Annotated in this window: 24 protein-coding genes and 1 pseudogene; 13 read left to right on the forward strand and 12 right to left on the reverse strand. The window is 62.8% G+C overall.

All coding sequences use genetic code 11. The annotated features are described in order from the left end of the window. Positions 1-44: 44 nt before the first annotated feature. Entirely contained in the window at positions 45-821 is a 777-nt protein-coding gene (locus tag RFM40_RS01585) for a DUF6496 domain-containing protein (RefSeq protein ID WP_320277020.1), read from the reverse strand. Between the two features lie 285 nt (positions 822-1,106). Here RFM40_RS01585 and RFM40_RS01590 point away from each other — a divergent pair, with 285 nt between their 5' ends. After that, positions 1,107-1,544 (forward strand): DUF2267 domain-containing protein, encoded by a 438-nt coding sequence (locus RFM40_RS01590; RefSeq protein ID WP_320224937.1) that lies wholly within the window; start codon positions 1,107-1,109, stop codon positions 1,542-1,544. Between the two features lie 73 nt (positions 1,545-1,617). On the opposite strand, the gene RFM40_RS01595 is transcribed toward RFM40_RS01590, so the two are convergent. Next, positions 1,618-2,058 carry a CBS domain-containing protein gene (locus tag RFM40_RS01595; RefSeq protein WP_320224938.1) on the reverse strand — a complete coding sequence of 147 codons (441 nt, stop codon included), beginning with the start codon at positions 2,056-2,058 and terminating at the stop codon, positions 1,618-1,620. 429 nt (positions 2,059-2,487) lie between these two features. On the opposite strand from RFM40_RS01595, the gene RFM40_RS01600 reads away from it, so the two are divergent. The 4 genes from RFM40_RS01600 (at position 2,488) to RFM40_RS01615 (ending at position 8,081) form a co-directional block, all read left to right on the forward strand. Continuing rightward, on the forward strand, positions 2,488-4,935 hold the full coding sequence (locus RFM40_RS01600) for a phosphoketolase family protein (protein ID WP_320224939.1): 2,448 nt from the start codon (positions 2,488-2,490) through the stop codon (positions 4,933-4,935). Next, positions 4,932-6,098, forward strand: coding sequence for an acetate/propionate family kinase (locus tag RFM40_RS01605; protein WP_320224940.1), 1,167 nt, complete (start codon positions 4,932-4,934; stop codon positions 6,096-6,098). Before RFM40_RS01600 ends, RFM40_RS01605 begins: the two co-directional genes overlap by 4 nt. Positions 6,099-6,298: 200 nt before the next feature. After that, entirely contained in the window at positions 6,299-6,751 is a 453-nt protein-coding gene (locus tag RFM40_RS01610; protein WP_320277021.1) for a DUF2231 domain-containing protein, read from the forward strand. Continuing rightward, positions 6,738-8,081, forward strand: coding sequence for a PQQ-dependent sugar dehydrogenase (locus RFM40_RS01615; protein WP_320277022.1), 1,344 nt, complete (start codon positions 6,738-6,740; stop codon positions 8,079-8,081). The genes RFM40_RS01610 and RFM40_RS01615 overlap by 14 nt, the downstream gene beginning before the upstream one ends. A 12-nt stretch (positions 8,082-8,093) precedes the next feature. Here RFM40_RS01615 and RFM40_RS01620 read toward each other — a convergent pair whose 3' ends face one another. Beyond that, the gene (locus RFM40_RS01620) at positions 8,094-8,696 is read right to left on the reverse strand and encodes an alpha-ketoglutarate-dependent dioxygenase AlkB (RefSeq protein ID WP_320277047.1); all 603 of its coding nucleotides are present in this window, start codon (positions 8,694-8,696) and stop codon (positions 8,094-8,096) included. A 120-nt stretch (positions 8,697-8,816) separates the two neighbouring features. Between RFM40_RS01620 and RFM40_RS01625 the strand changes: the two genes are divergently transcribed. From RFM40_RS01625 to RFM40_RS01635, 3 genes are all read left to right on the forward strand, one after another. Further along, the gene (locus RFM40_RS01625; RefSeq protein ID WP_320224942.1) at positions 8,817-9,032 is read left to right on the forward strand and encodes a KTSC domain-containing protein; all 216 of its coding nucleotides are present in this window, start codon (positions 8,817-8,819) and stop codon (positions 9,030-9,032) included. Positions 9,033-9,139: 107 nt separating this feature from the next. Further along, positions 9,140-9,946 (forward strand): nucleotidyltransferase family protein, encoded by an 807-nt coding sequence (locus RFM40_RS01630; protein ID WP_320224943.1) that lies wholly within the window; start codon positions 9,140-9,142, stop codon positions 9,944-9,946. Further along, positions 9,939-10,691: a metallophosphoesterase family protein gene (locus RFM40_RS01635; protein ID WP_320224944.1), complete on the forward strand. Its 753-nt coding sequence runs from the start codon at positions 9,939-9,941 to the stop codon at positions 10,689-10,691. The genes RFM40_RS01630 and RFM40_RS01635 overlap by 8 nt, the downstream gene beginning before the upstream one ends. Positions 10,692-10,822: 131 nt before the next feature. On the opposite strand, the gene RFM40_RS01640 is transcribed toward RFM40_RS01635, so the two are convergent. From RFM40_RS01640 to RFM40_RS01665, 6 genes and pseudogenes are all read right to left on the reverse strand, one after another. Continuing rightward, complete coding sequence (locus tag RFM40_RS01640; RefSeq protein ID WP_320224945.1) at positions 10,823-11,104, reverse strand: hypothetical protein; 282 nt, start codon at positions 11,102-11,104, stop codon at positions 10,823-10,825. 112 nt (positions 11,105-11,216) lie between these two features. After that, complete coding sequence (locus tag RFM40_RS01645; protein WP_320277023.1) at positions 11,217-12,230, reverse strand: ATP-dependent DNA ligase; 1,014 nt, start codon at positions 12,228-12,230, stop codon at positions 11,217-11,219. Positions 12,231-12,243: 13 nt separating this feature from the next. Continuing rightward, on the reverse strand, positions 12,244-12,687 hold the full coding sequence (locus RFM40_RS01650; protein WP_320224947.1) for a PPC domain-containing DNA-binding protein: 444 nt from the start codon (positions 12,685-12,687) through the stop codon (positions 12,244-12,246). Positions 12,688-12,775: 88 nt separating this feature from the next. Beyond that, positions 12,776-12,979 carry a DUF2934 domain-containing protein gene (locus tag RFM40_RS01655; protein ID WP_320224948.1) on the reverse strand — a complete coding sequence of 68 codons (204 nt, stop codon included), beginning with the start codon at positions 12,977-12,979 and terminating at the stop codon, positions 12,776-12,778. A gap of 130 nt (positions 12,980-13,109) precedes the next feature. Continuing rightward, positions 13,110-15,101, reverse strand: a complete 1,992-nt coding sequence (locus tag RFM40_RS01660) for a protein-L-isoaspartate(D-aspartate) O-methyltransferase (protein WP_320224949.1) — start codon at positions 15,099-15,101, stop codon at positions 13,110-13,112. A 359-nt stretch (positions 15,102-15,460) separates the two neighbouring features. After that, positions 15,461-15,617, reverse strand: a pseudogene (locus RFM40_RS01665) (acetyl-CoA C-acetyltransferase); the annotation flags it as partial. A 36-nt stretch (positions 15,618-15,653) separates the two neighbouring features. On the opposite strand from RFM40_RS01665, the gene RFM40_RS01670 reads away from it, so the two are divergent. From RFM40_RS01670 to RFM40_RS01690, 5 genes are all read left to right on the forward strand, one after another. Next, complete coding sequence (locus RFM40_RS01670; protein ID WP_320277024.1) at positions 15,654-16,070, forward strand: MaoC/PaaZ C-terminal domain-containing protein; 417 nt, start codon at positions 15,654-15,656, stop codon at positions 16,068-16,070. After that, entirely contained in the window at positions 16,067-17,311 is a 1,245-nt protein-coding gene (locus tag RFM40_RS01675) for an MFS transporter (RefSeq protein ID WP_320277025.1), read from the forward strand. Before RFM40_RS01670 ends, RFM40_RS01675 begins: the two co-directional genes overlap by 4 nt. A gap of 58 nt (positions 17,312-17,369) precedes the next feature. Beyond that, the gene (locus RFM40_RS01680) at positions 17,370-17,585 is read left to right on the forward strand and encodes a hypothetical protein (protein WP_320277053.1); all 216 of its coding nucleotides are present in this window, start codon (positions 17,370-17,372) and stop codon (positions 17,583-17,585) included. Further along, complete coding sequence (locus RFM40_RS01685) at positions 17,582-17,665, forward strand: hypothetical protein (RefSeq protein WP_320277048.1); 84 nt, start codon at positions 17,582-17,584, stop codon at positions 17,663-17,665. Before RFM40_RS01680 ends, RFM40_RS01685 begins: the two co-directional genes overlap by 4 nt. Before the next feature lie 104 nt (positions 17,666-17,769). Next, on the forward strand, positions 17,770-17,850 hold the full coding sequence (locus RFM40_RS01690) for a hypothetical protein (protein ID WP_320277049.1): 81 nt from the start codon (positions 17,770-17,772) through the stop codon (positions 17,848-17,850). A 24-nt stretch (positions 17,851-17,874) separates the two neighbouring features. On the opposite strand, the gene RFM40_RS01695 is transcribed toward RFM40_RS01690, so the two are convergent. From RFM40_RS01695 to RFM40_RS01705, 3 genes are all read right to left on the reverse strand, one after another. Beyond that, entirely contained in the window at positions 17,875-18,624 is a 750-nt protein-coding gene (locus RFM40_RS01695; RefSeq protein WP_320277026.1) for a ribonuclease activity regulator RraA, read from the reverse strand. 22 nt (positions 18,625-18,646) lie between these two features. Further along, positions 18,647-19,810 carry a mandelate racemase/muconate lactonizing enzyme family protein gene (locus RFM40_RS01700; protein WP_320224953.1) on the reverse strand — a complete coding sequence of 388 codons (1,164 nt, stop codon included), beginning with the start codon at positions 19,808-19,810 and terminating at the stop codon, positions 18,647-18,649. A gap of 75 nt (positions 19,811-19,885) precedes the next feature. Continuing rightward, on the reverse strand, positions 19,886-20,983 hold the full coding sequence (locus RFM40_RS01705; RefSeq protein WP_320277027.1) for an ABC transporter ATP-binding protein: 1,098 nt from the start codon (positions 20,981-20,983) through the stop codon (positions 19,886-19,888). Positions 20,984-20,990 lie beyond the last annotated feature (7 nt).

The raw sequence follows: 20,990 nt of genomic DNA on the forward strand, positions 1-20,990 counted from the left end.
TTACGGTCGGCGGCATGTTTCTTTGTTTGGGCCCGATGTTGCGGTCATTCAGGCGTTCTGAAAGGCTCGCGCCGTTCGAGGCGCGTGCTTCGGCATCTTCCATCAGAAGTCTCCCCAAATCCAGATATCGCGACACTTTGTGCCGAGCACCATTCGATGGACAGAATAACTGAAGTCTCTGCCACTTGTTCCGCAGAAGCGTCCCTTTTTGTTCGATGGCGCCAAGCACCGCCGACAGGATCGTCCGTGAAGGCGTATCTGGATGGCCGGGAGCTAGCTGCGGCTCGCGCGGGTTCTGGCTGCCTTCTTGGCCGCTTGCTTCCTGCCCTGAGCGCCCTTGGTCTCCACAGCTTTCCGTGCGGCCGCCGAGCGCCCGGCTGCGCCTTTCGTCGCGGCAGCTTTTTTAGCAGCGGCCGATCGCTCACCGGCAGTCCGTCGCGAAGCCGCTCTTTTGGTTTGCCGCGACAGCGCCTCATGAGATGCGCTGCTTTTGGTTCATCCTGAAGGACCTCGGACACGGCCTTCGAAACCTTCGGCCGGCGCTTGGGTTTGCGTTCGCCCTGGCCGACTTCGTGTGCGTATTCAGCGCTTTTGCGCGTGCTCTCCTTGACCTTGCCCTTCTTTGGCGGGGGCAAGTCGACCCCGGCGCGGCGCGCTTCCGAAAGGCCGATGGCTATCGCTTGCTTTGTGGAGCGCGCGCCGTGCTTGCCGCGGCGAATCTCGTCGATCTCCTCGCGCACGAACTCGCCCGCTTGCGTGCTCGGCGACTTGCCTTCACGCTTGTCCTGTCGCGCCTTCTCGATGGTTTTCTTGTCCGGCATCGCCTTCTCCTTTCTCGGCTGGGGGACGGCCGATCCGCGTCCTTAAAAGGTGTCAACGCGTCAGGGAAGCAATTGATCCTTAACCCAAAAATTACGTCCGCATCTCACTCCGAAGGTTGGGTCTTCGCTACTGCCTGGCTGTCTGACCGCGCTATCGGCGAGCGCCTTCCCACAATCAATTTGCACAGAGTTCAGGCAATCGGCCGGATGGACGAAACAATAGCCTCAGCCGAACGTTCCAACCAAAGCAGGGATGCGTGGGGCGCTTTTGTTTGGGAGATTAAGATGAGCGCAAATGGCCTCGAGGTTTTCGACAAAACAGTCCAGATCACCAATATCTGGTTGAACGAGATCATGGATGACCTCGGCCCGGATCGGCAACTTGCATGGCACGCGCTTGGTGTGGTTCTGCGTGCTTTACGCGACAGGCTGCCCGCGGAACTGGGAGCCAATCTGGGCGCGGAGCTACCGCTCCTGATCCGCGGTGCGTATTACGACCAATACCAGCCGTCCAATTTGCCGAACCGGAATCGCTCGGTCGAAGAGTTCTTCAACACCATCGCCGAAGGCTTGGAGTCCGGACGACCGGTAAACGTCAACGACGCGGCCAGGACGGTATTCAAGGCAGTTGCCCATCACATCGATTTGGGGCAGTCGGCGAAGGTGCGCGATAGCCTGCCCAAGGACGTCAAGGCGTTGTGGCCCGAGAGCGTCGGGGCGTAGGCGACTGGATGGCACCCAGCGACGGCCAACGCCCCGCGAAGGCCTGACGTTCCGGCGATCCGACATTCCTGGATCAATGGGCAGTTTGCGAATGTTCCCCGCCAGGTACCGATATGCTGCCCAAAGCCTCTCCAGCCTCTGCCGCTTCTCCGCTCTTTGCGAGGTCGCCAAGGGAGATGATCCCGACAAGCCGTTTGTCTCGATTGAGAACGGGAAGTCGGCGCACCTGCAAGTTGCCCATATTCGCAAGTACATGCTCGATGTCTTCGTCATCGAAGCAATATCTGACCTCTCCGACGCTCATGACGTCGCGCACCTTGGTGTCAGGCCCGTTGCCCAGCGCTACGCCGCGGACCACGATGTCGCGGTCGGTGATCATGCCGACCAGCCGGTCGTTGTCGCCAACAGGCATCACGCCGGCGTCGAGGCTGGCCATCATCTGCGCCACGTCTCGAATTGGCTGGTCGGGATTTGCGATTTTGACGTCCCTCGTCATGCAGTTGCCGACTTTCATGGCAATCTCCTATCGCTTTGCAAAGCCCGCCGCTCGATGTCGATGAGGGAACGAACTCCTCGCCGATAACGTTCCACCAAATTCGGCCTTTCGAGCCGCTGACCCGACCGGCTTGCCAGAACTAGAAACAGCCCGACTGCTTCGCTTGCGAACTTAATGCATGTCGCCCAGAAGCGTGCAGCGGTTCTGGGACAACGACATGCATCACAACAAAGGCTTGATGCGCGTCGCCTGAATTCGTTTCAGCGCGACGCGCTTTAAGGCCACGGCCCGATGAGGCCGGGCATTTGCGATGGATCAAAGCCCGCTCGCGTTTGCCGGGTAGAATTGTGGCGGCCAGCCTTCGTAGCGGCCGGCATGAACCGGTGCGGGCACCGACGCGTTGTGCTTCAGCCGAAGGTTGGCTTGGAACCAGCGAAGGATTGAGAGATGGCCGAGAAACCCAGCGCCAAACGCCTGTCCGAGCAGCAGATGCAGGACATCGATGCCTACTGGCGTGCCGCCAACTACCTGACCATCGGGCAGATCTACTTGCTCGACAATCCGCTGCTTCGCGAACCGCTTCGGCTGGAGCATGTCAAGCCGAGGCTGCTCGGCCATTGGGGGACCTCGCCGGGGCTCAGCTTCATCTATACGCATCTCAACCGCGCAATCAGACAGCGCGATGCAAATGTCATCTACCTCTGCGGTCCCGGTCATGGCGGACCTGCGATGGTTGCAAACACCTACCTCGAGGGCACCTACAGCGAGATCAATCCGGATATCCAATTGGACGAGGCCGGAATGAGGAAGCTCTTCCGGCAGTTCTCCTTTCCCGGCGGCATCCCAAGCCATGCGGCGCCCGATGTGCCCGGCTCGATCCATGAAGGCGGCGAACTTGGCTATGCGCTCTCGCATGCTTTTGGCGCCGCCTTCGACAATCCCGATCTTATCGTCGCCTGCGTCGTCGGCGACGGCGAGGCGGAAACCGGGCCGCTCGCCACGTCCTGGCACTCCAACAAGTTTCTCAATCCGGCCTTTGACGGGGCGGTGCTGCCGATCCTGCATCTCAACGGCTACAAGATCGCCAATCCCACCATTCTGGCCCGCATCCCAGAAGAAGAGCTGCGAGCGCTATTCGTCGGCTATGGTTATGAGCCGCTGTTCGTCGAGGGCGATGATCCGGCCTGGATGCATGAGCGGATGGCCGCCGTGCTCGACGATGCGCTGGACCGCATCGAGGCGATCCAGGACGCAGCTCGAAACGGCGCGGAGGCTCTGCCGTCCCGGCCGAAATGGCCGATGATCGTGCTGCGAAGCCCGAAGGGCTGGACCGGCCCCAAGGAGGTCGACGGCCTGAAGACCGAGGGTTTCTGGCGCGCCCACCAGGTCCCGCTCTCCGGTCTCGCGGAAAATCCGGCGCATCTGAAGATGCTCGAGGAATGGCTCAGGAGCTACCGGCCCGAAGAACTCTTCGATGCCGCGGGCGCTCCGGTGTCCACGATCCGCGCCACCGCGCCGGACGGCGCCAGACGCATGGGCGCCAATCCGCATGCTAATGGCGGTCTGCTGCGCCGGTCTCTCGATCTGCCGGATTTGCTCGAGCACGCCGTCCCGGTCAAGCACCCCGGAGGCGTCAAGGCGGAATCGACCCGTGTGATGGGCAACTTCCTGCGCGACGTCATGGCGTTGAACCAAAGCGCGAGGAATTTCCGCATCGCTGGTCCCGACGAGACGGCCTCGAACCGGCTTCAGGATGTCTTCGAGGTGACCGAACGCGCCTGGATGGAAGAGATCCTGCCCGAGGATGTGCACCTCGGCAGGCAGGGCAGGGTTCTGGAGATCCTATCCGAGCACACCTGTCAGGGCTGGTTGGAAGGCTATCTGCTGACCGGCCGGCACGGCTTCTTTTCCTGCTACGAGGCCTTCACGCATATCGTGGACTCCATGTTCAACCAGCATGCGAAATGGTTGGACGCTTGCGGCAAGCTTCCCTGGCGACGACCGATCGCTTCGCTGAACTACCTGTTGTCGAGCCACGTCTGGCAGCAGGAGCACAATGGGTTCAGCCATCAGGATCCAGGCTTTATCGACGTGGCTTTGAACAAGAAGGCCGATGTCGTGCGCGTCTATCTGCCGGCGGATGCCAACAGCCTGCTCTGCGTGACGGACCATGTGCTGCGGACATGGAACCGCATCAACGTCATCGTCGCGGGCAAAGCCAATTCCTGGCAGTGGCTCTCCATCGACGAGGCGAAAGTTCACTGCAGCGCCGGCATCGGCATATGGGAGTGGGCATCGACCGAGCGCGGGGCCGAACCGGACGTGGTCATGGCCTGCGCCGGCGACGTGCCGACGCTCGAGACCCTGGCCGCCGTCCAGATTCTGATACGCGCCATTCCGGAACTGCGGATCCGGGTGGTCAACATCGTCGACCTGATGACCTTGCAGGCAAAGGAACATCATCCGCACGGGCTGTCGGATCGCGAGTTCGACGCGCTGTTCACCACGGGCAAGCCCGTCATCTTCGCCTACCATGGCTATCCATGGACCGTCCATCGCCTGACCTATCGGCGGACCAACCACGACAACATCCACGTGCGCGGCTACAATGAGGAAGGGACGACAACCACGCCCTTCGACATGACCGTCCTGAACGGCCTCGACCGCTACCATCTCGTACTGGGTGTCATCGAACGTCTTCCCGGGCCAACCGGCGCCCATGTCGACCTCAAACAGGCCATGGAAGGCAAGCTGATCGAACACCACGCCTATATCCGCGAGCATGGGCAGGACATGCCGGAGATTCTCGGCTGGAAATGGGAGCAGTCGTCGATGCCGAAGCGCCAGGCCGCCAGGACGAGCGCCGCAAAAGTGGCAGGGGCCGGCCGGCCATGACCGGTGCAATCCTCGTCCTCAACGGCGGCTCCTCAAGCCTGAAGTTCGCGGTGTTTCAGGAGCGCGACGACCTTCACCTTTTGGTGCGCGGCAGCGTTTCATCGATCGGGCGCCGGCCACGACTGCACGTCGCGCCGACGGCTGTCTCGCCCGAGATCGACAGGAGCTTGGGAGAGGGGCCGATCGATATTGCCAAGGCATTCGAAGCCATGGCGTCCTTTCTCACCGATCGCGGTCTTTTGCGCCAGGTCGGGAAAGTCGGACATCGGATCGTGCATGGTGGTCGGGAATTTGCCCATGCGATCCCGCTCGATGCGCGCACGCTCGATGCCCTGCATGGACTTGAGCCGCTTGCCCCGATCCATCAGGCGATCAATCTCGAGATCGTCGATCTGGCCAGCCGGATCCTGCCTGAAGCCAAGCAGGTCGGCTGTTTCGATACGGCCTTTCACGCGGCGCGGCCGGAACTCGCCAAAATCTATGGCCTGCCGCATGAGATGTCCGACCAAGGCATCGTCTCCTATGGCTTCCACGGGCTCTCCTATAGCCATATCGCCGCGAAGCTCCGTGACCGCTACGGCCCAGGTGCCGGCGGCCGGGCCATCGTCGCCCATCTCGGCAGTGGAGCGAGCTTGTGCGCCATGATGGCAGGGGCAAGCACCGCCACCACCATGGGGTTTTCGACGCTCGACGGTCTTCTCATGAGCACGCGTTGCGGCGCCATCGATCCTGGCGTGATCCTGCATCTCCTGCAGGACCGGAAGCTATCGCCCGATCAATTGACCGAATTGCTTTACGAGCGTTCCGGCTTGCTGGGGATATCCGGCATTTCCGGCGATATGCAGACGCTGCTTGCGTCGAAAGATGCCGCGGCACGTCGTGCCATCGATCTCTTCGTCTACCGTATCGGGCGTGAGATCGGATCGCTCGCAGCCGCGCTTGGAGGGCTCGACACCCTCGTGTTCACCGCGGGCATCGGCGAGCATGCACCTCAAATCCGGCAAATGATCTGCGAAGCTGCCGCGTGGCTGGGTGTCGCGCTCGACGATGGGTTGAACGCGAAAGGCCAAGAGCTGATCAACACCCCGGATTCGAGGGTCGAAGTACTTGTCGTTCCCGCCGACGAGGAAATCGCCGTGGCCAGAGAACTCATCAAGCTTTGAACAGGTTGCCTGCGGCCCACTGTTGCATCGCTACTCGGCAAATTGGCGTCTGGCCTTTCGCTGGGCCAGAACAGCGGGCGGCCAGGAGTCCTCACGAGCAAGTGAAGTCCCAGCAACTCGCCACGCTTCGGTTTCGAGGAACATTCGCCTCTATGCCTTGTTGAGTCTGCGGGCGGCATCTGGCGGAAAGGAGCTTCCGCATGGAAAATCCGAGATCAACGGCAAGAATAGGCGGCCATCCGATCCATCCTATGCTGGTTACGGTGCCGATAGCCTGTTTTGTCGGCACTTTGCTGACCGATATCGTCTACTGGCAAACCGCCGAGATGACATGGGCAAATTTCTCGGCCTGGCTTGTCACAGTCGGCGTCATCGTCGGCATTCTGGCGGCGATCGCCGGACTGATAGATTTCCTCTGGGGGCGCAAGATACGCGAGCAGCCCACCGCCTGGCTGCACATGGCCGGCAATCTCGTGGCGCTGGTCCTCTCCTTCTTCAACATGCTCGTTCACACGCGCGACGCCTGGACATCCGTGGTGCCGACGGGGCTGATCCTTTCTGCGCTTGTGGTGATCATCCTCCTGTTCACGGGCTGGTTCGGCTGGTCGCTGGCTTATCGCCATCACGTAGGAGTGGCCGATGAGACGACTTGATGGTTCCATCAGATGGACAACGACAGCGCTGTTGTGCGCAGCCGCATTGGGCGCGGCGGGTTGCAGCGATGACAGCACCGATCCCAAGGATCAGATCGGCCCAAATCCGAAACTGCCGGAGATAAACCAGTACCTGTTCCCGCCGATGCATCTGGCCTCGGTGGTCGGCTGGAGGAATGACGAGAGGCCGACCGTCGCGCAGGGTCTGCAGATCCAGGCCCTGGCCAAGGGTCTCCAGCATCCGCGCTCGCTCTATGTGCTGCCCAACGGCGACATTCTGGTCGTGGAGTCGACGGCGCCGAAAGAAGCGTCGGTCAAACGGCCGAAGGATATCGTGATGAATTGGGTCGAATCGTGGGTCACCTCGGGCGGCGATACGGGCCCGAGCAACCGCATCACCTTGCTGCGCGACACCAACGGCGACGGCAAGCCGGAATACCAGGGCGTATTCCTCGACCATCTCAACTCACCCTTCGGCATGGCGCTGGTCGGCAACGACCTTTACGTGGCCAACACGGATGCGATCGTGCGCTACCCTTACCAGCCGGGCGACACCAGGATCACCGCGCCGGGCAAGGTGCTGACAGAGCTGCCGGGCGGGCCGATCGACCACCATTGGACGAAAAGCCTCGTCGCCAGCCCCGATGGCTCGCTGCTCTATGTCGGCGTCGGCTCGAACAGCAACATCACCGAGAACGGCATCCAGGCCGAGAAGGATCGCGCCACGATCTGGGAGGTCGACCGCGCGACCGGACGCTCACGCATCTTCGCCAGCGGGCTGCGCAACCCGAACGGCCTTTCGTTCGAGCCTGAGAGCAAGGCGCTTTGGACAGTGGTCAACGAACGCGACGAGCTCGGGCCCAACCTTGTGCCGGATTATATGACATCGGTGAGGGACGGCGCCTTCTACGGCTGGCCCTACAGCTATTATGGCCAGCATGTCGATCCGCGCGTCATGCCGCAGCGGCCGGACATGGTGGCCAAGGCCATCCCGCCGGATTATGCGCTGAGCTCGCATGTCGCGCCGCTGGGACTTGCCTTCTATACGGCAACCAACCTGCCGCAATCCTATCGCGGCGGCGCTTTCGTCGGCGAGCACGGCAGCTGGGATCGCGACCGCTTCAATGGCTACAAGGTCGTCTTCGTGCCGTTCAGCGGCGGCCATCCGAATGGCATGGCGCAGGACATCGTCACAGGCTTCCTCAACGACAAGGGCGAGGCGAGGGGCCGGCCGGTCGCCGTGGCCGTCGACAAGTCAGGCGCACTGCTGATTGCCGACGATGTCGGCAATACCGTGTGGAGGGTGACGGCAGCGGCGCCGGGCGCGTAATCGGGCGGGCAATTATAAGCCAGGCCGCAACGTCCGAAAGGTGACCGAGTAACGATGTTCCGCGACCGGAGGAATGCTGTGTTCCCATTCGTTCCGCGCCGGACCGTCCAGGACATAAGCGGATCTCGGTCCGACCTCGATCGTCTCCCGGTCCCATCCCGCGCCATTCTTGCGGCGTAGCCGGAAGCTGCAGGACGCCAGCAGGGAAACGCCGGCGATGAGCCCGAATTGCGGCTTGTCGCGATGCCAGCCTATGCCGGCGCCCGGCCGATACTCGTTGATCAGCAGCTGCGCGAACTCGGCCGCGGGCCGGTGGGCCAGACGCGCAACCCTGTCGCGGAGCCGGAGCAGGAAATCGGGTATGGCCGCCGCCTCCACGACCTGGCTGCGATCATAGTCGTAACGGAGGCCGAAGCCGACGACCTGCCTGTTGGCAAGATGGCCATGGAAGTCGAAGGGCTTGAACGGCAGGCCCGCAATGCGAATGGCCAATTCGCATTCTTCGTCGCGCGTGATCAGCTCCGGGTAGTACTGGAAACCTTCCGGCAAACTTTCGGCGGTGCCAAACAGCTCGCCCTGGCGGGCCGTTGCAGTTCTGGTTTTTGTCGATGGCATAACTGCCAGATAGGGATAGTGCAGCCGCGCCCGCAAGGCTTCATCCTGTGCCGGACCATCCGATAACGCGGAACCTCGCGGCCGCCTGGAAATTACGCATTGGCAAGCGGGACGTCCGACATGCCTTCCACCGCGATACGGAACATGCATTACGATCGGTCGACGAGGATCCTTTCGATTTGGTTCGTCCCGAGCGGCGACCGCTATGACTATGACGAGGTCGAGCCCGAGACCTATGCGGCGTTCAAGGCCGCTCCGTCGAAAGGGCGGTTCTTCAACGAATTCGTGCGCGATCGATACAGGTTCCATCTCGTCGAGCACGGGCGCCGCCATTGAGTGACCGGACTGCGGGACAGGTCCCCGCACCAGATGGCGGAACAAGGCAGGGTCGCTGGCTGTTATCGGACCAGGCGGACGAAAGGTCCGACGCCGGAGCGTTGTTGATGGCGAACGATGAGTTGCCGGGTGTGTTGGCATCACTTCCCGTAATTGATGCCAAGGCCGAGCCGACGCTGAAAAGCGCTGAAGCCGAGGCCTTCTATACGAATGCGATCCGCGAGCTCGCAGCCACCGACATTCCCTTTCTCGTCGCCGGGGCATATGCGGTGAGCGCCTATACGGGCGTGGTCCGCCACACCAAGGACCTCGACATTTTCTGCAAGGCCGGCGACTGCCAGCGCGTCCTCGCGCATTTCAAGGACATCGGCTACGGGGTCGAGATCGAGGACGACCGATGGCTTGGGAAGGTATTCGAAGGCGAGCATTTCTTCGACGTCATATTCGCTTCCGCCAACGGCACAATGCAGGTCGAGGACCAGTGGCTGGAACATGCCCGTCAGGTCGAGCTTCTGGGCAGTCGGGTCAGGATCGTCGGCCCGACCGAGCTCGTCTGGTCGAAATGCTTCATCCAGGACCGAGGCCGCCATGACGGCGCCGACATCGCCCACACCATCCTCAAGGCGCACGATCAGATCGACTGGCACAGGCTGCTCGCCTATCTCGACGTCCATTGGGAAGTGCTGCTGATGCAGATCTTGGCCTTCCGCTGGATCTATCCCAGCGAGCGCGGCCACATTCCGGATTGGCTGCTCGACGATCTGCTCGCGCGGCTTGCCAGGCAACGGCAACTGCCGCCGTCCCGGACGAAGATCTGTCGTGGCCGTCTGCTGTCGCAGGTCGACTATGAGATCGACGTCAAGGAATGGGGATTTGCCGGTGTCGGAGGCATGGGAGAATTCCGCGATGGCTGACAGCATCAAGGCCAAAGGCAGCAATGTGAACGGCGACGGCGCCATCAAGATCGCTGCCATAGGCGACCTGCATGCCCAGGAGGATGCCCAGACTTCCTATCGCGATCTCTTCGGCGAAGTTTCGCGCGAGGCGGATGTCCTGGTTCTTGCTGGCGATCTTACCAATCTCGGCAAACCCAAAGAGGCCGAGCGTCTCGCCGAAGACCTGCGCGCCTGCTCGATCCCGGTCGTAGGCGTGCTTGGCAATCATGACTATGAGTCGGGTTCTGTCGAGCAGGTGACGGCAACGCTCCGTCAGGCAGGCGTCCATCTCCTCGATGGACAAGCCACGGAGTTGATGGATGTCGGCTTTGTCGGCGTGAAGGGTTTCGTCGGCGGTTTCGGCGCAAGAATGCTCAGTTCCTTCGGGGAACCCGCGATCAAGGCGATGGTGGCTGAAAGCGTCAGCGAGGCGATGCGGCTCGAGAACGCAATGCGGCAAGTCCGGGCCAAGCGCACCCTGGTGGTTCTCCACTATGCTCCGATCCTGGAGACGGTCCTCGGTGAGCCGCCGGAAATCTTCCCGTTTCTGGGATCCTCCCGGCTGGGCGAAACGATCGACCGCTTCAAGGTGAGCGCGGTGGTGCACGGGCACGCCCATCGCGGCACCTACGAAGGCTGTACGCCGGGCGGCGCCAAGGTCTACAACGTCGCCATGCATGTCGCGAAGCCGACCGGCCGACCCTACGCGCTGCTCGAAGTCTGAGGCGCCTGGTCGACGCTACGCACGGTTCCTAAAGCGCGTCACGCTGAAACGGATTCAGGCGACGCGCTTTAAGTCTTTGTTTTTATGCATGTCGTTTTCGCAAACCGCTGCGCACTTTTGCGCGACATGCATTAAACTTCGTCGAACCGGCTTCCTTCCTTGGAGGGATCGCGTTTCAGGACGTCCTCTTCCTCATCATCGGGCAAAGCTTCGTCGCTCTCCTCGTAGGGGTTGTCGTCGTCTTCTTCGGGAAGAGTTCCCTCCGTCTCCTGGGTATCCGGAACGCCGTTTTCCACGACCACGCTGTCCGGAAGCACCTTGTTGCCCTCAAGGGCCTCCCAGTCCTGCTGCGCAATGGCCGGAGCCTCGGTTTCGCCCTGTTTTGCCGATCGTTTCTTGTTGCGCGGGTCCATCTCGTTCTCCAACGCTAGTGTTCCCTTGAGGAACCGCTCAAGCGGCCGGTAGTTCCGCCGATCTCCGCAAGCGATGGCTGCTACCGCACGAACGGTGAGTGGACGACCATTGCTACTCGATCTGCTCGAATGTGCATTGGCGAGGCGCCTTGTCGGGCCGCCAGCGCAGCAGCTTGGTTCCATGCCGGAAGCGGTCGCCGGTGACATGGTCGAAGCGGACCTCCACCACCAATTCCGGCCGCACCGCTTCCCATTTCCCGCTGCGTTCGGTGCTCCAGCGGCTCGGTCCGCCCGGCGCCTTGCCGGAGAAGCCGGAACCGCCGCGCAATTTCTCCAGCTTGTCAGTGATCGCTGCGCGCTCGTCATTGCCGATGGTCGAGGTGAAGCCGACATGGTCGAGCAGGCCGCGTTCGTTGTAGAGGCCAAGCAGCAGCGATCCGACCTGCCGCTTGCCGTTCAGGTAGCGAAACCCACCCACCACGCAGTCGGCGGTGCGCAGCCGCTTGACCTTGATCATCGCTCGCTCGCCTGGCCGGTAAGGCTCGGCCAGCGCCTTGGCGACGATGCCGTCGGTCGAACCGTGCCCGGTGCCTTGCAGCCAGCGTTTCGCGGTCGAAAGGTTCGTCGTGGATGGCGAGAGCCGCAGGGAGGCCGTATTTGCCTTCGCCACGAAGTCCTCGAGTGCCGCACGCCGCTCGACGAGGTTTTTCTCGAGGAGGCTCTTGCCGCCCGCTGCGACCAGCATGTCGAACAGGACCAACTGCGCCGGCGTCTCTACGCTCAGCTTGCGGACCCGGCTCTCGGCGGGGTGAAGCCGCATCTGCAGCGCGTCGAAGGAGGCGCGGCCTTCGATCTCGATCACGATCTCGCCGTCGACGACGAAATCCTCGGCGTCGAGGCCTTGCAACATCGCCGTCAACTCGGGAAAGTAGCGGGCGAGCGGCTTGCCGGACTTTGCCCTGAGGTCGACGGCTTCATCGCCCTTGAAGGCGAGACAGCGGAACCCATCCCATTTCGGCTCGTACTGCCAGGCGCCGCGGTCCTCGGGCAGCGCGTCGGCCCTGCGTGCCTCCATAGGAGGCGTGTCCGGAGGCAGCGAAAACTTGCCGCTTGATGACTCAACCATCTTGCGCCGGATATCAGGCCTCCAGGTCGATCAGGGCGATGCCGAGTTCAGGACGCTTCCTCCGGCGCAGATAGCCGGGCGACTCCAGCACCGTGATTTCGAGTGTCGGCCGCACGATGCCTTCGAGCAGATGTCCGCCGCGGGCCGATCCATCGCTCAGGCCGAGCACCGCATGGAGATGCAGGCTTGGTTTGCCGCTGTCGTCGACGGCAATGTCGCCAATGGCGCTCAGCACCTCGCATTGCTCGTCGACGGGGATCTTGCGGTAGGACTTCGACTGGAAGTCGAACCAGCCAACCGTCGCCTTCTCGAATGCGCCGATCGCTGCTAGCGAGGCGCCGGTGATTTCCTTCTGGTCGGCAAACGCAGTGAGTGCAGCGATTGCCTCCTCACCGGGGTCCAGCACCACCACGAATGTCCTTTGCCCAGAGGTCTCGGCAACCAGCTTCGATTTCATTTCACCCAGCAATGATAACGATGGTCTCGAACGCAAAACTCCAAGCCGGAGCACATGTTCCAGCCCGATGCAGAGACTTCTCTTGCGCTTAGTCGCCCGACTTGTTGGTATCTGGCTCCGGGGCTGTGCCGATCGTCGGATCAGGCGCAACCGGACCGCGCTCGCTCTCCGAACCTTCAGCCTCGATCTCCTGGACTGCCTGATCCCAGTGCTCTTGCTCCCGTCCTTTCGGCCGACCTTCCCGCTCCCAGATCTCGTAGGCGCGGCGTTTTATGCGCTCTTCCCTGTCCATGGCTGCCTCCTGGGCGCCTGATACGGCGCTTGTTTACATCCAATCGGACGGCTTGATGTTTGTTCCATCAAGACAGGCTGCCTGCCGCGAGACCGGTGCAGGAAAATACCTGGCCAACATGCGCTATAGCCTAGACCCCGAACGGATAGGTCTCCGGCACTCCGCCCGCCGCATGCTCCGGCCCGAGCGGCGTCACGGCGGTGGTCTCGTCGAACCAGACGAAGGCATCGAACTGCCGCGCAAGGGAGGCATCGGCATAGTGGCTGTGCAGTTCCGTTTCCGGCCGATAGATCACGCCGATAAAGCGTTCGAGCCGACGTTCGATCAGCCGGTCACGAAGGACTGGATCGCTCCCAGGATCGAGCAGGAAACGGGCGACGCCGGCGTCGTGGCAAAGTCGCTCATAGCTGTCTTCGCGCGAAGGCTGCACGGACATGACTTCCATGTCGCTGTCCCAATCCCTGGCGGCAGCGACCGTGCCGGTATGCGTCCCGAAGCCGATGAGGGCGACCTCATCGCCGAACCGCTGGCGGCAGAGCTGACCGATATTCACCTCGTCCCGTGAGATTCCCATATCGGTGTAGCGCGCGTCGCCGATATGGGAATTGTGCGCCCACACGACAGCTCTCGCGCTTGGGCCGCGCGCTTCGAGAATATGTTGCAGCGTCTCGAACATGTGCGTGTCGCGCAGGTTCCAGGATTGCGATCCACCATAGTACATGATGCGGTAGTAGCGTTCGGCGGAAGCGATAAGCCGCGCGTTCTGCGCGGCGTCGAAAAGCTCGGCGCCGTCCTCGCCGGCATGCTCGATCTGCCTCGCCAGCATGTCCTGGCATTGCTTGAGGACCGCTTCCTCGCATTCCCTGTAACCGCTGGTGAGCGCCGCGCGACCATAGGTCGAAGGCTCTTTCTGCCATGGCGTCAGGCAGCCATAGCGCTGTCGGGCTATCGCCGCCGCTTCAGGGTCGACGCGGTCCAGATAGTCGAGGACCGCGGCAATGGAACCGCTCATGTTGTAGATGTCGAGGCCGTAGAAGCCGGCCTGACGCTTTGATGTTCTGATCCTCCGATTATGGTTGCGCAGCCAGTCCACGAACGCCGCGACTTCGATGTTGCGCCACATCCAGGTCGGGAAGCGCTGGAACGGCCGGACGGCCGTGGGCGAATGTCTGCGGTGACGCACATAGCGGTCGATCGCCGCGGCATCGGGCCAGTCGGCTTCAACCGCAACGATCGTGAAGCCATGTTTCTCGATCAGCCTCCTGGTGATCGCAGCTCGCGCCCGGTAGAATTCGGACGTGCCGTGGCTGGCCTCGCCGAGCAGCACGAGCCGCCGATCCGCAAAGCGGTCGAAGGCGCCCGCAAAGGCCGGATCATCGAAATCCGGAAGCGGTTCGGCCGCCGCGGCGATCATCTGCGGCAGGCTGCGCGTCGGCAAATGCGAGGGGGCACGGCCGGTGCGGATCCGGTTGTCCTCCCGCCAGCCTTCTTCGCCGATCAAGGGGACAAAGCGCACCGCACCGAAATCTTCTTCACTATAAGTCGACGCGCCCGTGCGGGTCACCTTGAGCAGGCGCTGCTCTTCAGGATCCTCCCCGACCGGAATGATCAGCCTGCCGCCGACGTCCAACTGCTGCTGCAGCGCAAGCGGCGCGCCCGGTCCGCTCGCCGCGACGATGATGGCATCGAAGGGCGCCGCTTCGGGCCAGCCCTTGGTGCCGTCGCCCGTCCTGACCTCGATGTTGCGATAGCCGAGCTTCTCGAAGCGGCGTCTAGCAGTCTCGGCGAGGCCCGCGTGCCGCTCGATCGTATAGACATGATCGACGATGCGACTCATCACGGCGGCTGCGTAGCCGGAGCCTGTGCCGACTTCGAGGACCTGATCGCCGGGGCCGATCCCAGCCATCTCCAGCATGAACGCGACGATATAGGGCTGCGATATCGTCTGGCCCTCGGCAATCGGCAGCGGTCCGTCCTCATAGGCGAATTCTTCGAAGCCAGGATCCACGAAAGCTTCGCGCGGAACCTCCCGCATCGCTTGCAGGATCTCCCGGTCATGGATGCCGCGGCGGCTGAGATGGACATCGACCATTCGACGGCGTTCGCGGGATAGGTCGAGCATATGCTTCCTCAACTGGTCAAGACGGTGAAACCGCAAGCACCTGAAGCGGCGTCGTCAGCCGGCCTCCATCGTCTTGGCCGGCTGCCCGCGCCTCCACGTTCCAGGCAAACAGAGGGTCGACGAGAATTTTCGGCTGCGCCGTGCATGGCAAGGCTCCGCTGGATGCCTTTCGAACCAGCAGGCGCGCGGTTGGTTCCTTCGCCGTACAAAAAACGGCAAGGAAGGGTAGCTGCGGCGCCCTCGGCGATGTCGCCGGCTAGGCGATAGCTCTGATCGACGTTTCTAAGGGGTGAGGGCCCAAAACGGACGCTAAGCACATCCTTCACTTCGGCTTCAAGGGGTTGCCCGATGCTCCAGGCTCACCGCTCCAGGCAGATCGCCACGCCCTGGCCGCCGCCGATGCAGAGCGAGGCCAGGCCTTTCTTCGCTCCGCGGCCGGATCATCTCGCGGAGCAGCGTCACCACGATGCGGCAGCCGGATTCCGCCAGTGGGTGGCCGAGCGCGATGGCGCCACCGCCATCGGGCCCTGCCTGCATTGCGGGAGGAAATCCATGTCATCCGTGCTTTGGGCGCCGGCGCCGGGCGCGTTCCAATCGTCCAACCTTGCGCGCTTTTCGCTGGCGAACGGCTTCGACCCGCGCGACCGCAATCCGCTGCACTATGACCGCGCGCTGGCCGAGAAATCGGTGTTCGGCAAACTGATCGTCCAGGGCGGCGTCACTTCTGGTATTCTCAATGCGCTGGTCGCGGAGGATTTGCCCGGGCCGGGAACGGTGTTTCTCGAAGTCGCCTGGAAGTTCGTCAAGGCGGTCGGCGTTTATGAGGAGATCACTGGGCGGGTGGAGGTCAAGAAAGTGCGCCCCGACAAGCCGATCGGCAAGATCGAGACCAGCGTGCGCAATGACCAGGGCGAGCTTTGTCTCACCGGCACCGCGACCGTGTTCACCGTGCCGCTGCAAGGCGCATGAGCGCGGTGAACGACAGCCGGCTTGGCACGGGGGTCGGCAGCGAACGATGGCGGGTGCTGTCCCTGCTTTGCCTGGCGGTCGTCCTGTCGCTGACCACCTGGTTCTCGGCGACCGCCATCCTGCCAGAGCTGAAGCAGGAGCTCGCGCTCGGTCCCGGCGCGGAGGCCTGGCTGACCAACGGCGTTCAGGTCGGCTTCGTGATCGGCGCGCTGGCCGCGAGCCTGGTCAACCTTCCCGACCTGGTGCGGCTCAGCCGTCTCATGGCGGCGGCGGCATTCGTCGGGGCGCTCGCCAATGCAAGCCTGCTGCTCAACCCAGGGACGGGCGGCGTGATCGCCGCGCGCATCGTCACCGGCATGGCGCTCGCCGGCGTCTATCCGCCGGCGCTGAAGCTGATCGCAACCTGGTTCACGCGCGACAGGGGACTGGCGCTCGGCGCGGTCATCGGTGCGCTGACGATCGGTTCGGCGTTGCCGCATCTCTTCCGCGCCGTGTCGACCACGCTCGACTGGCGGCCGGTGGTTGCAGCCGCCAGCGTGGCGACGGCCATCGGTGCGCTGCTATTCTTGCTTTTTGCCAGGGAAGGGCCCTATCCCTTCGGCAAGGCGGTGTTCGAGCCTTCGCGCATCGGGCAGGTGTTTCGCGAGCGGCCGCTGCTCTTGGCCAATCTCGGTTATCTCGGGCACATGTGGGAGCTCTACGCCATGTGGGCCTGGCTGCTCGCCTATACGCGCGCTGCCTTTGAAGCGCAGGCAATCGGATCGGCCGCTGCCGCTTCGCTTTCGACCTTCTTCGTCGTCGCGTCCGGCATTCTGGGGTGCCTGCTCGGTGGCTATCTGTCGGATCGCATCGGCCGTACAGCGACCACCGCCGGCATGATGATCGTCTCGGGAAGCTGCGCGCTGCTGATGGGCTTTTTGTTCCCCGGTCCGCTCTGGCTCTTCATGCTGGTCGCCATCATCTGGGGCATTTCGGTGATTGGCGATTCGGCGCAATTCTCCGCCGCCGTCACGGAACTCGGCGACCGCCGCTTCGTCGGCACCGCGCTGTCGGTGCAGCTTGGGCTGGGTTTCGCGCTGACGGTGCTCGCGATCTGGCTGACGCCGCGCTTTGCCGACTTCATCGGCGGCTGGCGCTGGGCCTTTCTGCTGCTTGTTCCCGGCCCGGCTCTTGGAGCGATCGCCATGCTGTGGTTGCGAAATTTGCCGGAGAGCGTGAAAATGGCTGGCGGCCTCCGTTAGGGAGGCGCTGCCGCTTTTCGAGTCGCGGCAAATGATTTCGCGGCGGGCTGAAGAGCGAATGGAACAGATGACCAGAGTGCGCGGGCGTCCTCGTTACGACCAGGAAGATGCCTCCGCCGCCGAGGCGTTCCGGTCGATCGGCTCCAAGGTCCAGCTCAACCGCGACGAGGCAGCACCGCTTTGGGTGCAACTCCGCAACCAGGTCGAGGAGGCGATCAACACCGGCAGGGCGTGCCGACGCAGGGCCATTACGCGGCGACGAAGGCGGTCGTGATCACGCTGACCAGGGTGCTGGCGCAGGAGGTCGGCATGGACGGCGTCACCGTCAACGCCATCTGCCCGGCATCATCCTGACCGAGATGGGCAAGAACAATCTGGGCAGCGAGGCGGCGATCCGCCATTGAGAAGACGTCGCGGCGCTTAAGCGCCTCGGCGCTCCGGAAGATGTCGTCGGACCGGTGCTGTTCTTCGCGTCGGACCTTTCGGCCTTCGTCACCGGACAGTCGCTCAATGTCGACGGCGGCATCTACTACCACTGACGATTCGCCGCGGAGGGCAACCCGCTAACGCGGGTTCTCCAAGCGGTTCGTCTTGCGCCACTCCTCGTACTCCCCGCGGGCATCGTCATGCAACGGATAATAGCGCTGCAACGGCGCGCCTTGCATGAGCTTCTCCCGCGAGAACTCCTCCCAATCGTGATGCTTCTTGGCTTCTTCGATCACCTGCGAAGCCATTGCGACAGGAACCACCACCACCCCGTCGTCGTCGGCGACGATGATGTCGCCGGGGATCACCGTGACCCCGCCGCAGGCGATCGGCACGTTGACGGCATTGGGATAAATGCTGGTCTGCACATGATAGTTGGGCGTCCAGCCGCGCAGCCATAGGGGCAGATCGAGCTTTTCGACATTGGGCCGGTCGCGCATGCATCCGTCGATGACGATACCCGCGCCGCCTCTGCCCTTGAAATACGTCGACATCATATCGCCGAAGACGCCCGAGCTCATGTCGCCGCGCGCGTCGACCACGACCACGTCGCCCTCCTGCGCGTGATAGAGCACGTGCCGGTGCAGTTGGGTCTCTGGATCGGCATATTCCCCCTCGGTGAAGAGGTCCGGCCGCTGCGGCATGAACTGCAGCGTCAGCGCCGGCCCGACGATCGACTTCCCGTGGTTCTGCGCCACCGGACCGACCATGTGCGGATTGCGGAAGCCCATGTGGCCAAGCGTGCCGGCAACCGTCGCGGCGCCGATCTCCCTTAGCGCGTCGATCAGGTCTCTGGGCGGCCGCGTGATGTCTGGAGTATGCGTCATGATGGACTCCGATTGGAATGGACTACCAGTTGGTAACAGAACCGTCGCGGCGCTTGAGGTGAGGCGCCTCCCAGAAACGGAAACTCTGCGCCTGGACCGCTCCTTCGTTGACCTCAATGCCGAGTCCCGGCAAATCGCCGACCGGATAATCGGTCCCGTCGAGCCGTGGTTGCACGGGGAAGAAGTCGGAATTGTCGAAGCCCAGCTTTTTTTCCGGCGCCCTGGTCTCGAGCCACGCGAAGTTGGGCACCGCGGCGGCGAGATGCATGGTCGCGGCCGTGCACACCGGACCAAGGGGATTGTGCGGCATCAGATCCACATAATGCGCCTCGCTCCAGCCGGCGACCTTCATTGCCTCGGTCAGCCCGCCGACATTGCAGACGTCGAGCCGGTTGAACTGGTGGATGCCGCGCTCGACATAGGGCAGGAACTGCCACTTGCTGGCAAATTCCTCGCCAATGGCAAAGGGGATGTCTGTCAACGTGCGCAGGGATTCGTAGGCCTCCGGCGTCTCGTCGCGTATCGGCTCCTCGAGGAAATCGAGCACGCCGCGACCGAGCTTGTTGCAGAAGCTCGCCGCCTCGGCCACCGACAACCGATGATGGTAGTCGATGCCGAGGACGACGTCCTCGCCCAGCGCCTCGCGCGCCTTGTTCAGCATATTCGCGGTAGCGCCTATCGACTCGCGCGGCTCGAATATGTGCCTGCTGCTTTGTCCGACGGGGAAGAAGCGGATCGCCTGCCACCCCTGCGCGCGCAGTTCGCGGGCTCGTTCGATGGCCGCATCGCCCTCGGCCTCGTCTCCGGTCGAGGCGAAGGTGGGGATGCGGTCGCGCTGCATGCCGCCCAGCAGCTCATAGACCGGCACTTCCAGCGCCTTGCCCTTGATGTCATGGAGGGCGATGTCGATGGCGGAAATCGCCGCCTGCAGGACTCGCCCGCCTTCGAAGTACTGGCTGCGGTAAAGCTCTTGCCAGATGCGGCCAATCCGCATCGGGTCGCGGCCGATGAGAAACTCGCGGTAGTGCTCGATCGCGCCGGCCACGGCCCTCTCGCGGCCGCTCAAGCCGCTCTCGCCCCAGCCGAAGATGCCCTGGTCGGTCTCGACCTTGACGAGCATCTGGTTACGAGTCCCCACCCACACTGGATAGGGCTTGATCGCGGTGATCTTAAGTTTCGTAGTCATTCACGCCCACGTTCCACACGCATCCTCGTCTCAGTTGGCCCAGTCTCTATTGGCCCAGTTTCAGTTGGCCCAGTTTCAGTTGGCATTGAGGGCCATTTCGGTTTCGCCGTCGAACAGGTGCATGCGCTCCTGGTCGAACTCGAGCCAGATCTGCTCGTCAGGTGTGACGGCGATGTTGGGGGACACGCTGATGTTGACGATGGCGCCTGAGAGGAACGCTTGCACGAAGGTGACGTCTCCGGTTGGTTCCACCGTATAGGCCTTGGCCGGAATGGCGCCGGGGACGGCATTCTTGTGCAGCTTGATCGTCGAATGCCGCGCACCGAGCACGACCTTTTTGGTGGCCGCTCTCTGGACCTTGCGCGCGTTGAGTTGCGACAGCTCGAGGCTCCAGCCTTCCGCGCTCGTCAGAACGGTGTCGCCGCTTGCCGTCGATGCCTCCAGCGGAATAAGGCTCATCGCCGGGCTGCCTACGAAGCTCGCGACGAACATGTTTACGGGGTGGGCGAAAACTTGCGCCGGCGAATCGTATTGCTGCAGGTAGCCGCCATTCATCACAGCCATCCTGTCCGCCATGGTAACGGCCTCGAGCTGGTCGTGCGTCACATAGATGATCGTCGCCTTCAGGTCCTGATGGAACCGTTTGATTTCGGACCGCATCTGCACGCGCAGCTTTGCGTCGAGATTGGAGAGCGGCTCGTCCATCAGGAACACCGCCGGATCTCGAACGAGGGCGCGGCCCAAGGCCACGCGCTGCTGTTGCCCGCCCGAAAGTTCGCGCGGCTTGCGCTCGAGCAGCTGCGTCATGTCGAGCACGCGCGCCGCTTCCCTGACCTTCTTGTCGATCTCGTCCTTGGGCAGTTTGCGCATCTGCAGCGGGAACGCGAGATTCATATAGACCGACTTTTGCGGATAGAGCGCGTAGTTCTGGAACACCATTGCGATGTCCCGGTCCTTAGGGTCGAGGTCGTTGACCACCCGGTCGCCGATGACGATGTCGCCCGATGTGATCGAGGTCAGACCCGCGACGAGATTGAGCGTCGTTGTCTTGCCGCAGCCCGAAGGGCCGACCAGCGCAACGAATTCGCCGTCATTGACCGTCAGCGAAACCTCGTTGACCGCTTTGAAGCCGCCATAGGTCTTGACGAGATCTTTTAGGACCACGTGGGCCATCGGCAAC

This window comes from Mesorhizobium captivum, from assembly GCF_033977165.1.
GTDB lineage: Bacteria > Pseudomonadota > Alphaproteobacteria > Rhizobiales > Rhizobiaceae > Mesorhizobium > Mesorhizobium captivum.

Excerpts from the sequence above, each read along its gene's own strand:
- RFM40_RS01600 (WP_320224939.1), top strand. The coding sequence starts at position 2,488 with ATGGCCGAGAAACCCAGCGCCAAACGCCTGTCCGAGCAGCAGATGCAG.
- RFM40_RS01670 (WP_320277024.1), top strand. The coding sequence starts at position 15,654 with ATGTCATCCGTGCTTTGGGCGCCGGCGCCGGGCGCGTTCCAATCGTCC.
- RFM40_RS01640 (WP_320224945.1), bottom strand. The coding sequence starts at position 11,104 with ATGGACCCGCGCAACAAGAAACGATCGGCAAAACAGGGCGAAACCGAG.
- RFM40_RS01650 (WP_320224947.1), bottom strand. The coding sequence starts at position 12,687 with ATGAAATCGAAGCTGGTTGCCGAGACCTCTGGGCAAAGGACATTCGTG.
- RFM40_RS01585 (WP_320277020.1), bottom strand. The coding sequence starts at position 821 with ATGCCGGACAAGAAAACCATCGAGAAGGCGCGACAGGACAAGCGTGAA.
- RFM40_RS01700 (WP_320224953.1), bottom strand. The coding sequence starts at position 19,810 with ATGACTACGAAACTTAAGATCACCGCGATCAAGCCCTATCCAGTGTGG.
- RFM40_RS01625 (WP_320224942.1), top strand. The coding sequence starts at position 8,817 with ATGCCTTCCACCGCGATACGGAACATGCATTACGATCGGTCGACGAGG.
- RFM40_RS01590 (WP_320224937.1), top strand. The coding sequence starts at position 1,107 with ATGAGCGCAAATGGCCTCGAGGTTTTCGACAAAACAGTCCAGATCACC.
- RFM40_RS01655 (WP_320224948.1), bottom strand. The coding sequence starts at position 12,979 with ATGGACAGGGAAGAGCGCATAAAACGCCGCGCCTACGAGATCTGGGAG.
- RFM40_RS01620 (WP_320277047.1), bottom strand. The coding sequence starts at position 8,696 with ATGCCATCGACAAAAACCAGAACTGCAACGGCCCGCCAGGGCGAGCTG.
- RFM40_RS01605 (WP_320224940.1), top strand. The coding sequence starts at position 4,932 with ATGACCGGTGCAATCCTCGTCCTCAACGGCGGCTCCTCAAGCCTGAAG.
- RFM40_RS01695 (WP_320277026.1), bottom strand. The coding sequence starts at position 18,624 with ATGACGCATACTCCAGACATCACGCGGCCGCCCAGAGACCTGATCGAC.
- RFM40_RS01595 (WP_320224938.1), bottom strand. The coding sequence starts at position 2,058 with ATGAAAGTCGGCAACTGCATGACGAGGGACGTCAAAATCGCAAATCCC.
- RFM40_RS01675 (WP_320277025.1), top strand. The coding sequence starts at position 16,067 with ATGAGCGCGGTGAACGACAGCCGGCTTGGCACGGGGGTCGGCAGCGAA.
- RFM40_RS01610 (WP_320277021.1), top strand. The coding sequence starts at position 6,299 with ATGGAAAATCCGAGATCAACGGCAAGAATAGGCGGCCATCCGATCCAT.
- RFM40_RS01705 (WP_320277027.1), bottom strand. The coding sequence starts at position 20,983 with ATGGCCCACGTGGTCCTAAAAGATCTCGTCAAGACCTATGGCGGCTTC.
- RFM40_RS01630 (WP_320224943.1), top strand. The coding sequence starts at position 9,140 with ATGGCGAACGATGAGTTGCCGGGTGTGTTGGCATCACTTCCCGTAATT.
- RFM40_RS01660 (WP_320224949.1), bottom strand. The coding sequence starts at position 15,101 with ATGCTCGACCTATCCCGCGAACGCCGTCGAATGGTCGATGTCCATCTC.
- RFM40_RS01645 (WP_320277023.1), bottom strand. The coding sequence starts at position 12,230 with ATGGTTGAGTCATCAAGCGGCAAGTTTTCGCTGCCTCCGGACACGCCT.
- RFM40_RS01635 (WP_320224944.1), top strand. The coding sequence starts at position 9,939 with ATGGCTGACAGCATCAAGGCCAAAGGCAGCAATGTGAACGGCGACGGC.
- RFM40_RS01615 (WP_320277022.1), top strand. The coding sequence starts at position 6,738 with ATGAGACGACTTGATGGTTCCATCAGATGGACAACGACAGCGCTGTTG.
- RFM40_RS01680 (WP_320277053.1), top strand. The coding sequence starts at position 17,370 with ATGGAACAGATGACCAGAGTGCGCGGGCGTCCTCGTTACGACCAGGAA.